Annotated in this window: 13 protein-coding genes; 6 read left to right on the top strand and 7 right to left on the bottom strand. The window is 48.1% G+C overall.

Annotation, left to right across the window (positions count from 1 at the left end; all coding sequences use genetic code 11):
- Positions 1–13 precede the first annotated feature (13 nt).
- Entirely contained in the window at positions 14–892 is an 879-nt protein-coding gene (locus tag ACYVFD_RS09040) for a sugar phosphate isomerase/epimerase family protein (protein WP_461089578.1), read from the bottom strand.
- 135 nt (positions 893–1,027) lie between these two features.
- On the opposite strand from ACYVFD_RS09040, the gene ACYVFD_RS09035 reads away from it, so the two are divergent.
- Both ACYVFD_RS09035 and ACYVFD_RS09030 read left to right on the top strand, forming a co-directional pair.
- Positions 1,028–1,900, top strand: coding sequence for an AraC family transcriptional regulator (locus ACYVFD_RS09035; RefSeq protein WP_461089577.1), 873 nt, complete (start codon positions 1,028–1,030; stop codon positions 1,898–1,900).
- Positions 1,901–1,939: 39 nt separating this feature from the next.
- Entirely contained in the window at positions 1,940–2,872 is a 933-nt protein-coding gene (locus ACYVFD_RS09030; RefSeq protein ID WP_461089576.1) for an RpnC/YadD family protein, read from the top strand.
- Between the two features lie 50 nt (positions 2,873–2,922).
- Here ACYVFD_RS09030 and ACYVFD_RS09025 read toward each other — a convergent pair whose 3' ends face one another.
- Together ACYVFD_RS09025 and ACYVFD_RS09020 are read right to left on the bottom strand one after the other, a co-directional pair.
- Positions 2,923–3,801: an alpha/beta fold hydrolase gene (locus ACYVFD_RS09025; RefSeq protein WP_461089575.1), complete on the bottom strand. Its 879-nt coding sequence runs from the start codon at positions 3,799–3,801 to the stop codon at positions 2,923–2,925.
- A gap of 218 nt (positions 3,802–4,019) precedes the next feature.
- Positions 4,020–4,568 carry an RNA 2'-phosphotransferase gene (locus ACYVFD_RS09020; protein ID WP_461089574.1) on the bottom strand — a complete coding sequence of 183 codons (549 nt, stop codon included), beginning with the start codon at positions 4,566–4,568 and terminating at the stop codon, positions 4,020–4,022.
- Positions 4,569–4,788: 220 nt separating this feature from the next.
- Here ACYVFD_RS09020 and ACYVFD_RS09015 point away from each other — a divergent pair, with 220 nt between their 5' ends.
- On the top strand, positions 4,789–5,487 hold the full coding sequence (locus ACYVFD_RS09015) for an RNA ligase family protein (RefSeq protein ID WP_461089573.1): 699 nt from the start codon (positions 4,789–4,791) through the stop codon (positions 5,485–5,487).
- The gene (locus tag ACYVFD_RS09010; protein WP_461089572.1) at positions 5,484–6,596 is read left to right on the top strand and encodes an AAA family ATPase; all 1,113 of its coding nucleotides are present in this window, start codon (positions 5,484–5,486) and stop codon (positions 6,594–6,596) included. Before ACYVFD_RS09015 ends, ACYVFD_RS09010 begins: the two co-directional genes overlap by 4 nt.
- 204 nt (positions 6,597–6,800) lie before the next feature.
- Here ACYVFD_RS09010 and ACYVFD_RS09005 read toward each other — a convergent pair whose 3' ends face one another.
- From ACYVFD_RS09005 to ACYVFD_RS08995, 3 genes are all read right to left on the bottom strand, one after another.
- Entirely contained in the window at positions 6,801–7,313 is a 513-nt protein-coding gene (locus ACYVFD_RS09005; RefSeq protein ID WP_461089571.1) for a hypothetical protein, read from the bottom strand.
- Positions 7,314–7,359: 46 nt separating this feature from the next.
- Complete coding sequence (locus ACYVFD_RS09000) at positions 7,360–7,872, bottom strand: RNA polymerase sigma factor (RefSeq protein ID WP_461089570.1); 513 nt, start codon at positions 7,870–7,872, stop codon at positions 7,360–7,362.
- A 319-nt stretch (positions 7,873–8,191) separates the two neighbouring features.
- Positions 8,192–10,087, bottom strand: coding sequence for a YgiQ family radical SAM protein (locus ACYVFD_RS08995; RefSeq protein WP_461089569.1), 1,896 nt, complete (start codon positions 10,085–10,087; stop codon positions 8,192–8,194).
- A 307-nt stretch (positions 10,088–10,394) separates the two neighbouring features.
- Here ACYVFD_RS08995 and ACYVFD_RS08990 point away from each other — a divergent pair, with 307 nt between their 5' ends.
- Positions 10,395–11,297 (top strand): Nif3-like dinuclear metal center hexameric protein, encoded by a 903-nt coding sequence (locus ACYVFD_RS08990; RefSeq protein WP_461089568.1) that lies wholly within the window; start codon positions 10,395–10,397, stop codon positions 11,295–11,297.
- Between the two features lie 48 nt (positions 11,298–11,345).
- Positions 11,346–12,239 (top strand): hypothetical protein, encoded by an 894-nt coding sequence (locus ACYVFD_RS08985; RefSeq protein WP_461089567.1) that lies wholly within the window; start codon positions 11,346–11,348, stop codon positions 12,237–12,239.
- 103 nt (positions 12,240–12,342) lie between these two features.
- Here the strand turns inward: ACYVFD_RS08985 and ACYVFD_RS08980 are convergent, their stop codons facing one another.
- The gene (locus ACYVFD_RS08980) at positions 12,343–15,870 is read right to left on the bottom strand and encodes a ThuA domain-containing protein (RefSeq protein ID WP_461089566.1); all 3,528 of its coding nucleotides are present in this window, start codon (positions 15,868–15,870) and stop codon (positions 12,343–12,345) included.
- Positions 15,871–15,980 lie beyond the last annotated feature (110 nt).

Below are 15,980 nucleotides of genomic sequence, written 5' to 3'. Positions count from 1 at the left end.
CGAATAGGATAGGTCAAGATGCGATAGCTTCGCTCTTTCGCTCATTCACTCTTTCGCTCTTTGTTTTTATAAACGCCAGTCCATCGACGGCCAATTGCTCGGGCGAGTCGAACATGGGACGGAAAATATGCGTGGCGGCTGCGAGTTCTGGTGGGTTTGGCCCAAAGGCTTCGATCGCAATTGGCCCGTTGTAACCCACTTCGTCCAGCACACTAAAAACGTCATCGAAATTAATATGTCCCTGCCCTGGTGTAGAACGGTCGTTTTCCGAAATCTGGATATGGACCAGATAGGGAGCACATTTACGTAAGGCTTCAGCCATGTTTTTCTCCTCCATATTGGCATGGAACGTATCGAAGGCCGCCTTACAATTCGGATGGTCGACAGCCTCAACATACCGAACCAGTTCATCAGCACAAGTAAGGAGGTACGTCTCGAAGCGATTCAGGTATTCCATCGCCAGCATCACGCCTTTCGTCTGTGCATACTCGGCCACTTCACGCATACCCGTTACCGACCAGTTCCACTCGTCAATGGTGGCGGGTTTACCTGTAAATGTTTTAAAGCCTGCATAAAACGGTCCCATTAAAATGGTAGCTCCTGCAGCAGCGGCACAATCGACAATTTGCTTTAGGTATGCAACCCCCGCCTGCCGGACAGCATCATTAGGACTGATGAGACTGTATTCTGAGCTACAGAGTGTACAAGCCTGAACACTTAAACCCAGTTCGGCAAGCTGCTTTCCTAACTGCTGCCATTTATCCAGCTTGACATCGTTAATGGGTATTTCAACGAAATCGAAACCGCTTGCTTTCAGGAATGATAATGTATCCGACAAATCTTCGTCCATCGTCATCGTCCAGACGAACAGGTTCATTCCTAGCTTATTCATATTTAGTCTCAAAAATTTACACAAAACTATTCAGTAACGAAGTGACTATCTCCGCTTTTATTAGCCAATTCTGACTCTATTTTTACATAAATTAGAAAAAAAGGGCAACATTTGTGTTAAAAAAGGAACAATGGAATGAAACAGCCTCTGCGTAAAGATCTGGAACCCGTTGCAGCCTCATTCATCGTTAAAGAATTGGTGGAATCTCATTTCGACCCGAACTGGCACTTCCATCCACACTATCAATTGTTTCTGGTCGAAGAGGGAACGGGGACGCGATTCATAGGCGATTCGATAAAGCCGTTTGGCCCTGGTGATCTGGTTTTTCTTGGCCCTAACTTACCCCACCTCTGGCGAAGCGATCAGGCTTATTTTAGTAAGCAGCCCGATCTTATTACGAAAGGAATTGTTGTTTATTTCGCCGACGATTTTCTGGGAATTGATTTTCTCAAAAAACAGGAGATGAATCTGCTGCGTCAGTTACTTAATCATGCCCGACAGGGGTTGGAATGGACAGGACCAACCCGTGCTTACGCTGAAACGGCACTTCGAAATTTAGCCACTCAACCAGTAGGTTTTGAGCGTATATTAAGTTTGCTCACGTTGCTCAATCGATTGTCGCAGGCGACCGACCATCGGTTTCTGACAAGTTCGGGCTATACAAATACGGTAAAACCCTCAGAAACCGACCGAATGCAACTGGTCCATGATTATGTACTGGATCATTTTCCGGACGAAATCAGCTTGGATACTGTATCAGATCTGGCCGGTATGACACCTCCAGCCTTTTGTCGTTACTTTAAAGCGCGAGCCAACAAAACCTTCTCTGAATTTGTATCCGAGGTCCGAATTGGCCATGCCTGTAAGTTATTGATGATAGGCAAGTTGAACATCACACAAATCAGCTTCGAAAGTGGGTTTCGAACACTCTCAAACTTCAACCGCCAGTTCAAATTCATTACCGGTCAAACGCCCTCATCATACGTAAAAACGTACCGGGATTTATAATTAGTAAACACTATATATTTTTTGCCACTTTGCGAGTCTATGAAGTCTCGCTACAAACTGCCATCCATTAGTCAGTGCGACAAAATTGTCAAGGAGAATTTAGAAGCGGCTATTCCGGCCCTGATTGAACGACTGCTGCACATCCATCCTGTAGAATCGGTAGAACTACCTGACGATTTACAACATACCAAAGAACGAAAGCCTGATGCCCTAAAGCGCATTCTTGACCGTGACGGCAATACATTCATACTTCATCTGGAATTCCAGGTTGCTGATGACCCGGATATGATCTACCGAATGGGCGACTATTGTGTTATGCTGGCCCGTACTTACCGGCTCTCGGTTCGGCAATACGTGTTGTATATGGGTGATAAACGCCCTAAAATGGTAACTGAACTCAATACAGGCGATTCCATTTTCCGGTATCGTTTGTTGTCGTTCCAGCAGTACTCTTACCAGGTATTTCTACATTCAGACAAACCCGAAGAGATTCTATTTGCGTTATTAGCTGATTTTGACAGGCAATCACCCCAGATTGTTCTGGAGCAAATGGTCAATCGAATTTATGAAACCACAACCAGTTCATTAGCGTTTGAGCGGTACATGAGCCAATTGCGGGTATTAGTCCAACTCCGTAAATTACAACCCAATTTAGAGCTAGTCATGGAAAAGCTAACACAGTATTTTAAAGAGCAGGAAGATCCATTCTTCCAGAAGGGCCAACGTCTAGGCTTTACCCTCGGTCTTGAAAGTGGCAAAAAAGCAGGATTGGAAGAGGGTAAAAAGCAGGGAATTGAACAAGGTAAAAAGCAGGGAATTGAGCAAGGAGAAAAGAAGGGACTTGAACAGGGAAAACGACTCGTTATTTTGAATCTGCTCAGTCAAACCAGTTTTTCGGTAGCTGAAATTGCTCGACTAACGGATGTTTCTTCTTCGTTTGTCGAAACGATTAAAAAAGAATTGGGTGCATAACCTATGGTATGCACCCAATTTAATGAATCCGTACTGAGTATCTTTTCCGCTTAGTAGACGGTTGTGGTTCCAACTGGCTGCCGCACCGAAACTCCTTCCAGAATAAAGGATATTAGATCCTCGTTCAACCGATCCTTCTCGGTCATGAACAACCCGTGTGGGGCTCCATCATATACAATGTATTGGGCTGTTGGCAATGCATTAGCTGTCCGCTCACCCGACGCTTCAATAGGCACTGTCTTATCCGAATCGCCATGAATAATCAGGGCGGGCACCTGAATCTGAGCGAGATCGTCCCGAAAATCGGTCATGGCAAATGCCTTCGCACATTCGACTGTTGCTCGCTGCGAGGCTACATAAGCTCGGGCAAAATCACCGTCCAGATGCGCCTGACTAACGGGCTTGCTGATCAGATTAACACCATAAAATTGCTTGCCAAAAGTTTGCAGGAAATCGGCCCGGTCTTTCTGTAGCCCTTCCAGAATTTCATTGAACACACTTTGGTCTACCCCATCCGGGTTATCGTCTGTTTTCAGCAAATAAGGGGTTACGGCGCTCACAAAGGCTACTTTGGCCACTCGTGCCCCACCATGCCGACTCATATAACGAGCCACTTCGCCACCACCCATCGAAAAGCCAACCAGGGTCACATTGGTAAGATCCAGCTCATCAAGCACCGCTTTCAGATCATCGGCCATTGTATCATAGTCATAACCATCCCAGGGTTGCGACGATTTACCAAAGCCTCGACGATCGTAAGTGACAACCCGTATACCATGGGCAGGTAGTTCGGCTAGTTGATAATCCCACATTTCGTGGCTTAGTGGCCAGCCATGGATAAGTACGACGGGAGTACCAGCTCCTAAATCCTGATAGAAAAGTTTAACGTCATTGCCCGAGGCATCCGTACCTGCTTTGATGTAGCTCATAACGCAGTAGAATTTGTTGAGTTTATCGATTAATTTACTAGAGAACTAACTCTAGGTACGAAGAATAGTTTGTCGTGGATTTTTGTTTAACCGATTTTTACCAATACCCTATTTACTGGCTAAGCAACCACCTGTCCTGGCCTTGCAAAACAAGCAAGCCAGTGGCTAGATCAGTTAGTAGAATGGCTTCTAGGTAAACCTAAAATCAGGTTACTAACTTAGTTATAGAGAATATAATCAGCCGGTACAGTATCTGTCAGCCAAACGCCATTTTCGGATTGGTAAAAAGCGTGTCCGGTAGTTGCCATCTCACCAGCTTTTATGGTCAGAATAACGGGCTTCCCGTGACGACTACCAACAGCATAGGCCGTCTGTTCATCGCTACTTAAGTGTACGTGGTGACGGTTCATTTTCTTAAGCCCTTCAGCCCGAATCGCGTCTAAAAATCGCGTGGCTGTACCATGATATAGGAATCGCGGTGGCTGCTTTTCTGTATATCCTAAATCAACGTCCACCGAATGTCCTTGATTGGCTCGAATCTGAGTGCCATCCGGGCTAAATGCAAATCGTTTTTTATTGTTTGTTTCAACGATATATTCTAGCTGATTCCGATCAATTCGATAGCCTTTCGTTCGCAATTTTGTGAGTAGCGTATCTACCTCGGTCCAGCCTTGCTCATCAAGGGTTATACCAAGGGATTCGGGTTTATGACGAAGCACTAAACTTAGAAATTTGCTCACCCGCTGAGCGTCATGATCGGTTAACATCGGAATAGAAATTTTTGAATACGAACTGGCGTTACAAACTATACCTATCTGGTTGAAATTTAGCGGAATGCTTACATTTTTTTACTTTTGTGCCGCGCAACTCTAAAAACGCGCCAAAGCTCGTTTGAAAAGCCATGTAATACGAATCGACACCACCAATTACTAAAGAGCCTTCTCACCGAAGGCCTTGTGTCTATTGTATTACCTAAATTTTTGAACGATGGCTTTATCAACCAAGTACGGGCGAACGTACCACTATCCGTTTTCGCCCGGCACTACCAGCGACGACCGTATTAATTATGACTACGCATCGGACCTGACCACAATTAACGAGCTTATTCATACCGAAAAATTGGATGGTGAAAATAACTGTCTGAGTCGTTATGGCGTTTTTGCCCGTTCGCATGCGGCACCTACCACATCGCCCTGGACCAGTGCCCTACGCCAACGCTGGGAATTGATCCGGCATGATCTGGGCACTCTGGAAATCTTTGGCGAGAACCTGTTTGCCATTCATTCCATTCAGTACGAACGACTGGAAGATCATTTTTTTGTCTTTGCCGTACGGGAGCACGATGTCTGGTTATCGTGGGAAGAAACGCAGTTCTACGCCCGGCTGCTCGATTTTCCAACGGTGCCTGAACTGGGAAGAGCAATTACGCCGTTCCAACCATATGATGTCGAAGCAGACGTACGCTTGTTTGCCAGCCAGGCAAGTCAGTTTGGCTCTGTGGATGTGCATACGGGCGAATTCTGCACGAGGGAAGGCATCGTGTCGCGGGATGCGGGTTCCTATTCGGTCACTGAGTTTCCGCATCGCGTATTCAAATATGTTCGCAAGGGACATGTTCAGACCGATGAACACTGGACACGTACCTGGAAACGCGCACCCTTGGCGTGGGAAAGGAGGAACGTATGAACTGGCAATTAACCGATCGTAAAAACTGGCCCGACTTGCTGCGCCAGTTCGATTTCGTTCGCGATATGGTGGGCGTTCCGCAAGACCCTGTCCATCATGCCGAAGGCGATGTCGCTATACACACGCGCATGGTACTGGAAGCGCTGGAATCTTTACCGGGCTATCAGGCATTACCCACCGATGAGCAGGCGATTCTTTGGGCAGCAGCCTTGTTGCATGATGTTGAAAAACGCTCGACAACGGTACAGGAAGAAGATGGCCGGATTACCTCCAAAGGACATGCCCGCAAAGGCGAACGAACCGCTCGCCTGCTCTTGTACGACAGGATTCCAACACCGTTTGCTCAGCGGGAAGCCGTCGCCAAACTGGTCCGGTATCACGGTTTGCCACTTTGGATTTTCGAGAAAGAGAATCCGCGTCAATCGTTGTTGCAGGCCAGCCTGGAAGTTAATACAGCCTGGCTTAGCCTGCTGGCCCGCGCGGATGTACTGGGCCGTATCTGTGCTGATCAGGATGAGTTGTTGTATCGTATTGATCTGTTCGAAGAGTTTTGCCGGGAGCAGGATTGCTTTGGGCAAACGTATCCGTTTGCTTCTAACCTGACGCAGTTTCAGTATTTTCGACGCGACGATCTTTCGCCCGACTTTCCGTTATTCGACGAAACCAAAACAACCGTTGCCGTCATGAGCGGCTTACCGGGCGTAGGCAAAGACTTTTACATTTTGTCGCATTACCGAGACTGGCCTGTTGTTAGTCTGGACGGTATCCGACGGCAGTATGGTATCGATCCGTTGGATCGAAGGGGTACTGGTCGGGTTGTTCAGATGGCCAAAGAGCAGGCACGAACATATTTGCGGAGCCAGCAACCATTCGTCTGGAATGCCACCAACATCACCCAAAACCTACGCGCCCAACTGATCGATTTATTCGTGACCTATGGAGCCTGGGTTAAGCTGGTGTATGTTGAAGTCCCAAACGCCCGGCGGGCCGAACAAAACGAGGACAGGAAGTACCCTGTACCAGAACCAGCCGTTAGTCGTATGTTGGAGAAACTAGAGATTCCAGCCCTCTGGGAAGCCCATGAAGTGATTTATGAGGTAGACGAATAATTCTGCGTTATAACTTCCCGAAAGCTTTGAGCTTTCGGGAAGTTTCTTATTGATTGCTCGTCCGCGATTGCATCGCGGATGATTGAGGTACGCGTCTGTGACGCTTAAGACAGAAAATCATTAGCAACCGATAATGAAATTGTTGTTTGCGTCACAGACGCGGACTTCGAACATCCGCGATACAATCGCGGACGAGCATAGGAATTACTCTTGCTGTAGTTTTTTCTGTAACGTTTCCAGTTCCAGCTTACGGGATACGTAAAACCGATGTTCCCATCCACTGGCCCAATTGACCAGAACGAAGAAAACGATTAGAGCTGTCGCTATCCACAGCGACTTACCCCCATCCAGCATACCAGCCACGATCAGTAGGGCAATCGGTAAATTATTCCAGCGCATCAGTTGGGATAGACGAACCTGGTAGGTTGTCATAGCCAGGGCATGATCCAATTCACCAAACAGCGACCGATCAAACCGATTTTCTCGCCGTATCCGACGAATTCGACTTACCAAAACAGCCAGGGCTGTAACCAGCATCCAGCCTGCCAGTAGATACATAAATAGATTATTCCCCGATTTTGACGCCTGTAACCCAAGCACCAGACAGCCCGCTCCGGCATTTACTCCGACCAAGAGCCATTCGCTGTAATTGGTTATGTGGCTGGCCTTCGCCTTTTTCGTATGAATGCGCTTGTGCAGTGCGTCTTCGTTAATCATGTACATGGGTTGTTGGTTTTGTGAGTCCCAAATTTTTTGCAATTCGTCAAATTCCATGTGTGTTCAGTTGTTTCGATCTAGAAATCAGTTGTTTCTTGATGCGGTTAATTTTTACTCCTACGTTCGATTCAGTGATCCCCAGCATGGTGGCCATTTCTTTATAACTGAAGCCATCGAGCATCAACAGGGTAATTGAGCGATCTATTTCATCGAGTTTGTAAATCTCTTCGTAGAGCCAGGTCAGGCGTTCATCGGGCGGTACTTTAACTTCCTGCAATACAGCCTGAACGGCATCCAACGATTCACGGCTTTTCAGATGTTTTTGTTCTTTACCTATCCACTTGATGGCCGTATTTAGTGCGATGCGATAAACCCAGGTGTTGACAGATGATTCTTCCCGAAAAGCAGGAATCGAATGCCAGACCTGAATGATGATCTCCTGAAACAGGTCGTCCTGATCCATCGCCGTCGAGGCATAGGCCCGCACCACCTTAAAAATCTGCACCTTGTGTTGCCGAAGCCACTGGTTGAACGTATGGTTCTGCTCTGATTCCGTCATAGCCTCATCGGTTTATGCTAATTAGTACTCGACAGGATTTACTTTCTTACAGGAAGACGCGAAAAACATAAAAATACACCGGCCCCAAACAAACAGCGCGAAGCCTGAAGACTTCGCGCTGTTTGTTTGGGGTGAGTACTGGAATTTTCTGAGTCTTTTTAATTTTTCAAAAACACGAAAAATGAACGTATTTGTCATTCCGACGCAGGAGGAATCTCAATTTGTGTATTAGTCAAGTTTGAGATTCCTCCTGCGACTACGCGTCCCGGTCGGAATGACAAAAATAGCTTTTCACAAAACGTTTAACACCACAATCACCCTACCGCTTTTTCTTACTTGAAAAATTCCGATTAAACGATGGCTTACCGGTTTTCTCTTTCTTCGGACTGCCCAACAGTTTATCCGCTAAATCGGGACGATTGAGTTTGTTCAGGCGGTTCCGAATCCAGTCTTTATATTCGGGTTTATACCAGAAGAAATAGCGGTTTTGGGCCTGTTTTTCATCCCGGGTTTTGGCCGTTTTGACCGGTTTTAGTGTGTATGGATGCACACCAGAATAGTAAATCACTTCGGCCACCGTCATCGGCGTTGGCGTAAAATCCTGTACCTGTTCGAGCTGGAAACCCATGTCTTTGGTTTCGGCCGCCAGATTGGCCATATCCTGTTCTTCGCAGCCGGGGTGTGACGAAATAAAGTACGGAATCAGCGGTTGCTTTAGGTTGTGCTTCTCCTGAATCTGGTCGTATTTTTTCTTGAACAGCTTGAAATACTTGAACGACGGCTTTCGCATGATTCGCAGCGTATCATCCGCAGTATGCTCAGGTGCTACTTTCAACCGACCCGATACGTGGCGCGTGGTCAATTGCTCCATGTATTCGTCGTGGTTACCGTCTTCGTTGTTTTTGTTGAAATCATCGACCAGCAAATCGTACCGAACGCCCGAACCTACAAACGCTTTCTTGATTTTCGGGTGCGCATCGACCTGACGATACAACTGCGTTAGCGGTTTGTGCGAGGTATCGAGGTTCGAGCAGATGACCGGATGAATACAACTTGGACTTTGGCAACGAGCGCAGATCGACTCATCTTTACCCTTCATCTTGTACATGTTGGCCGATGGGCCGCCCAGGTCCGAAATGTATCCCTTAAACTCAGGATGTTTGGTTATTTCTTCTACTTCGCGCATCACCGACTGTTCACTTCGGGAGGCAATAAACTTGCCCTGGTGTGCCGAAATAGTACAGAAACTACAACCCCCGAAACACCCCCGGTGCATATTCACCGAAAACTTGATCATGTCGTAGGCCGGAATCGGTCCCCGTTTTTTGTATTTTGGATGGGGTAAACGCGTATAGGGCAGATCGAACGACTTGTCGATTTCGGTCTCATCCATCGTTTTGAACGGCGGATTGATCACCAGCACCTGATCACCTACTTTCTGGACAATTCGGTTAGCCTGCCACTTGTTAGACTCGACTTCGACAATCTTGAAGTTGGCTGCGTATTTAATTTTATCAGTCAGGCAATCCTCATGGCTCGACAGCTCGACCGTATTCCAGTTGTTATAATCGCGAAGTTCAGTTTGCGCGTCATGCATGAACGCCACCTGATTGATGTTCCGCATGGACGAAAACGGTACATTCTTCCGAACCAGTTTCAGGATTTCACGGAGAGGCTGTTCCCCCATCCCATACACCAGCATATCGGCCCCCGAATCGACCAGGATCGACGGCATCAGTTTATCCTGCCAGTAATCGTAATGGGTGACCCGACGTAGCGACGCTTCGATACCCCCGAGCAGCACCGGCACATCGGGATAAAGCGTTTTCAGAATGTTGGAGTACACAATGGTCGCGTAATCGGGCCGGAAACCCGCTTCGCCACCGGGCGTGTACGAATCATTGGAACGTAGACGTTTGTTGGCTGTATAGTGGTTCACCATCGAATCCATACAGCCAGCGGTTACGCCAAAGAAATATTTTGGGCGACCGAATTTCTTGAAGTCGCGTAGATCGTCTTTCCAGTTGGGTTGGGCAATAATGGCTACGCGAAAGCCTTCGCTTTCCATAATACGTCCAATCACAGCCGTTCCGAAAGCCGGATGGTCAACATAGGCATCCCCCGACACCAGCACAATATCCACTTCATCCCAGCCTCTCTTGTCAACTTCCTGTTTTGTAAGAGGCAACCAATCGGTTAGGGGTCTTTCGATCATAAGTACGTGAGCTAATCTTTCTCAAAACCACTGAACCGGGGAAATGATTCACTCGAAAGCTGTTCTTAAAAGCTATTGCCAATAGAACACACCGCTCGTCCGCGATTGCATCGCGGATGGGTGAGGCCCGCGTCTGCGACGCGAACGAAAATCATAAAAAGAGAAATGAATAGAGCCTGTGACGCTAATACAAAATCTATGTCCAGCGCGTCACAGACTAGGGCTTTAACCGTCCGCGAGCTTAACCGTGCACAAGCACCTTTCATCAAAATTGTGTATTATCGTCTCTTCTAAACCGAAAACAACCATGAATAACGCTCCCGGACGCCGTCAATTTCTAGCAACTGTTACGAAAGCCGTTGGTACGTCGCTCCTGATTAATACGCCTTTTTTAACCGAAGCCAGTGCGCCAACCACAGCTACGTTTACGGTTGGGCAGGTGATGGACCTGATTCTGAAAACGATTCCGGGTGCTCCATTTTCGAAAACCGTCGATACGTTAAAGTCAGGTAGCCCATCGCAAACGGTTACGGGAATCGTCTCGACCATGTTTACGACTATTGAAGTGATCGAAAAAACCATTGCCGCCGGTGCCAACTTTATCATCGCCCACGAACCGACGTTCTACAACCACCTCGACGAAACCGACTGGCTCAGTAACGATCCCGTATTTAAGCATAAACATGATCTATTGACCAAAAACAATATTGCCGTTTGGCGGTTTCACGACTACTGGCATTCACATCGTCCTGATGGTATTCGGACCGGGATGTTGTCGGCACTGGGTTGGGAGAAAAATGTAGATCCTGAGAATCCGCAGGTACTGCTGCTTCCATCAACCACCGTTGGGCAGATTATCGCTCATGCCAAGCAAAAATTGGGCATCAAGCAGGTACGGTTAGTAGGCGATACGAGTCAAAAATGCCAGCGTGTTCTACTCCTGCCCGGCGCTGCTGGTGGCCGAAATCAGATCATGGCGATTGAAAAAGCAAAGCCCGATGTGGTGTTGTGCGGAGAAGCCAGCGAGTGGGAAACGCCTGAGTATATCCGCGATGCACGACGGCAGGGGCAAACTATATCGCTGGTTGTTCTGGGTCATATTATGAGCGAAGCAGCCGGTATGGAATGGCTAGTATCGTGGCTGACACCGCAGGTACGGGGCGTCAAGGTCAGCTATATCCCATCGGGCAATCCGTTTAGCTATGAGTGAGCGTTTACCCAGCTTATACTCTATAAATTAGAATTCAACAACAAGGTTATGCGCTACTATTTACTTCTAATCACTTTGCTGTCGGCTCTACACGCATCCGCTCAGTTGACAGTCGGTAGTCAGGGCATGCTTGTTCAGGCGAACACATCCCTGACGGTTGATGGACTGGTACTTACCCCCTCCGTCAACCTCACGCTAACTAATAATACGCTGCAAAAAACCACTACGCCTGTTTCGATGACGCCCCAGGCTAGTATTAGTCGAGTCTATCAATTCAGTGTAGCCATACCTTTTTCTGGAACCATTAGCTTTCCTTACCTTACCGCTGAGCTGAATGGGAACACCGAGAGTCGCCTGAAGCTGGCCTATGCCAATACACCCAACGGGCCTGTTTTAAATAATCCAACAAGCACGCTCAATACGACCACAAAGATCATCTCGACTACCTTTACCAGCCAGAATCTGGCACTAGTTATGGCAGCCAGTCAGTACCCTGATCTAAGCCCAACCCTAATCCTACCCGATGCCAATTTCCCCGTCAGTAGTTCCCGTAATTTTGTGATCAATGTTTTTGAAGGATCGGGTATAGCTACTTCTCAGGGAATTGTAGCAATAACTCTGACGGCCCCTGCTGGCTACAACCTAAGTTTTAATAATAGCCTTACTAGTATTGCCGTATCGGGAGGAACAACGACAACGGTTAACAACAGCCAGTGGAGCGTCATTCAAAACACAGCTAATCAGCAATTAACGCTTCGGATGAATACGGGGCAGGCGGTAGGTGCTAATGCCACCTCGACGCTGGGTTTTACCATTAGTCGTACCACGGCCAATTCGGGGAGTGTGTCGAATGTGACAGTCAATGTAACCGATGATACCAGCCGCAACTACGATGGAAATCCGGCCAATAATGTCTATGCCCGTATCATTAGTGGTTTATAGCATACAAGTTTTAATTTAGGATTAAACACAGAGGCACAGAGATCACAGAGTATAAAGATTTAAAAACTCTGTGGCCTTTGTGCCTCTGTGTTTAATTCCGATTTTACTGATTGAACTGAATGCTTTTTAGTTGAATTATACCGTCGTTGGGTTTATCGCGCTTCACTACCACTACGTACACATCATGACGTCCTGTAAATGGCGTCTCGAACGTACTAGTCACCTGTTCCGTCTTATTCCAGGCCCCAGTCGCTTTGTAAGGCACCCGACTTACTACAGGGCCAGCGTATGAATCCAGCCTGACTTCGATTTCGCCATCTTTATTCTGTGATGAATAATCGTAAGTGAGCGACTTGATAGTGGTCATATCGATGCCTTTCAGCAGCACATACGATTTGTGATTACCAGCGCTCAGGTTATTACCAAACCGGGGGAATCCAACATACGCATCGGCATTGATCGTTTTGACGTTGGCGCTACGCAGGGTGACAACTTCAGAGCCTGTCAATGGTCCAACTACCTTGCCCCCTTTGTCCGTATATGAGGCCATGATGGTGTATTGACCACGCGTCTCTTCGGGTTTGTGTTCGTTTAAGGCCAGGCTCCCCTGTAACGGAACAGTTTTCTGCTTACGGGCGTCGGTCAGCGAGAAAATATATTTCACCATCTCCTGGGCGTCCTGCACCGGAATTTGTGGGTGCGCACTCATTAAGTGGTCTTTACTCCAGCTTCCACCCCCACCTTCAATGATTTTCTTGGCCAGCCGTTCAACGCTACCTGCCTGGCCTTTGTACCGATCTGCCACCGCCAGGAATGTCGGCCCAACCGAAGGTTTGTCAATCGTATGACAGGCTTTGCAATCGCTGCCCGCCATCAGCGTTTTCCCAAGCGATCCGTTTCCAACCATCGCCAAATCCTGATGGCCTTGCTGCGGTCCCAAAACAGGTGTTCCGCGCGGCTGGGCATTGTATTCGTAAATGACTTTAATTCGTTTGGGGTCAATTTTACTATCTTCCTTGTCGGCCACTTTTACCGAATAGGTAAACGGCTTCCCTTCCCAGAAAAACGATTTATTGTCGGGTGTCGCAATCACTACTTCGGGTTGGGCGTTCCCTACTTTCACCACGATAGTATCAGCACCTACCAGACCCGTTTGGTCAGTTGCCCGTAAAATCGCATTATACACCCCCGGCTGTGTATAGGTGTAGGTCGCCATTGGCTGAGTCGAACCAACGGTTTTGCCATCGAACAACCACTGATAAGTGATTCGATCGTCTTCGTCCAAATCCGTTCCCCGTCCGCTGAATTTAACCCGCAACGGTGCCTGACCTATAGCTTCCCGAATAACCGGTGCATTTCGGCCATCAGAAGTGAGATACGAACGGGCGTTGAACTGAGCCATTGCCAGCGAGTCAACTACATTAGCCCGTACCGTAGGAGGCCGACTACCCGTGTTGTATTCAATTTTTACCAGTCGGGCATCGTCGTTATCAGCTCCATACACCGAACCGTATTCAAGCATATACATAACCCCGTCTTTCCCAAAAGCCAGGTCGATTGGCCGACGGAAATCGCCATTGCCTGCCATAAACGGCTCAGTACGGATGTAGTTGTCATTCTTATCGACCCGAACGGCCATTACCCAGTTGCGCATCCAGTCGAAGATAAACAGGGCACCATCGTAATAGTCCGGGAATTTGTTTTTTGATGAGGAGTTTCTGTCGTAGGTATAAAACTCACCGGCCATAGCGCTTCGTCCGCCCTGGCCTAGTTCAGGAAATTCTTTGGAAGCCGCATACGGATACCAGATCATAGCCGGATTGACGGGCGGAAGATGCTTCAACCCACTGCTTTTGGGCGAATCGTTTACGGGGTCATTTGGATCAAAGCGAGCTCCTATGGCGTTCGTCGCAAAATCGTAGGCCGGGTAAGGCTGGCTATTACCTATGAACAGCGGCCAGCCGAAATTGCCCGCTTTTTTCGCTTGGTTAAACTCGTCATACCCGCGTGGTCCCAGCGTGCTGTCTTTCCCGGCGTCTGGCCCGATTTCGCCCCAGTACAACACCGACGATTTGGGATTCAGCGCGATACGATATGGATTCCGTAGCCCCATCGTATAGATTTCGGGCCGGGTCTGGGCTGTCCCTTTCGGAAAGAGATTACCTTCGGGAATTGTGTAGGTCCCATCAGCCTGGGGGCGTATCCGCAGAATTTTACCCCGAAAATCATTGGTGTTGGCGGCCGTCCCACGCGCATCGGCGGCTAAATGGTCAGGACGGGCGTCGATGGGTGCATAGCCATTTGATGGGAATGGGTTGGTATGATCGCCTGTCGACAGATAGAGATTGCCTTCTTTATTGAACGCCAGTGACCCACCGTGGTGCGCGCCCGGCTCGGCAATACTGGGCACTTTCAGCAGCACTTTTTCAGATGCCAGATCGAGCGAACCGTCGTCTTTAAGTGTAAATCGAGACAGATTATAGAACGGATCTTTGTCGAATGATGGTGAATAATACACATAGAGCCAGTGGTTGGTGGCAAAATTCGGATCGAGGGTAATTCCCTGTAAACCATGCCCAAATTTGGTAGGTGCATCAAACTTATGCACCAGTTGGTTTTTATTCGTCTTTGTATCATAGACCGACAGGTTTCCGCTGCGTTCGGTAAAGAATACCCGACCATCGTTGGCAACGGCCACTTCCATGGGTTCATTGAGATCATTGACCAGAACCGTTTTCACAAACCGGTTGTCTTCGGGCATCACCACCGAGTACGACTTGCTGTAATCCAGCGGTTTGCCACTACCCATTACCCAGTTGAGAGCACCCAGAAGGTGCTGAACGAACAAGGGCTCGCTGAAACTGGAATCTTCGTGCCCGCCACCTGTATAATACGCCCGGCCTCCATCGAACTCATGGTACCAGGCAATAGGGTGATTGGCCCCGTTGATTCCTCCATCATAGGTGTTTTCGTCCAGATTTGCCAGTATATGCAGATCGGAATAGAGTGACCGATAATTGTACCATTCATCAGTACGTTCCCAATGGTCAGGAAGCATACTGGTTGAGCCGTGGCTCTTATCAAGCACGTCGACGGTAGCTTTCCGAACGTTGGAATTGCTAGGATGACTGGCAAAATAGCCACCTGCGAGTTTGTTGTACCATGGCCAGTCGTATTCCGTATCGGCAGCCGCATGAATTCCCAGATAGCCGCCACCGGCCTGAATATACCGTTCAAAAGCCGCCTGCTGCACCTGATTCAGTACGTTGCCGGTAGTACTGAGCCAGATAACCGCCTGATAATGCTTCAGACTATCATCGTTGAAATAGGCCGCATTTTTGGTAGTATCGACCCGGAAGTTATTCTCTCGGCCCAATTTCTGAATAGCGGCAATCCCGAACGGAATGGACGTATGTTTCCAGCCTTTTGTTTTTGAAAAGACCAGTACGCGCTTGGGAACAGCCGGAGCAACGGGGGCTGAAGTCGTAGCAACTGTTGTCGAGGTTGTTGTCGATACCGTTTGAGTTGTAGTTGTTTTCGGATTGCTTGCACAGGCATAAAGGCCAATAACGGCCCCTGTAACAGCCAGCCATTGGAAAATAGGCTTAGAAGGTCGGCTTAAGGTAATCATAAAGAACGTAGGTTGGGCAGTCGGTTAGCAGCACTAAATTGCCACCCATCGAGGCTCTTTCCGAGCCGAATTGGGGGCTGCTTAAAAAGTATGATGATCTCGGAAACTAC

It is taken from the genome of Spirosoma gilvum, assembly GCF_054776815.1.
Note: the sequence above shows the minus strand (reverse complement) of the source record. Positions and strands in the feature narration are given on the sequence as shown.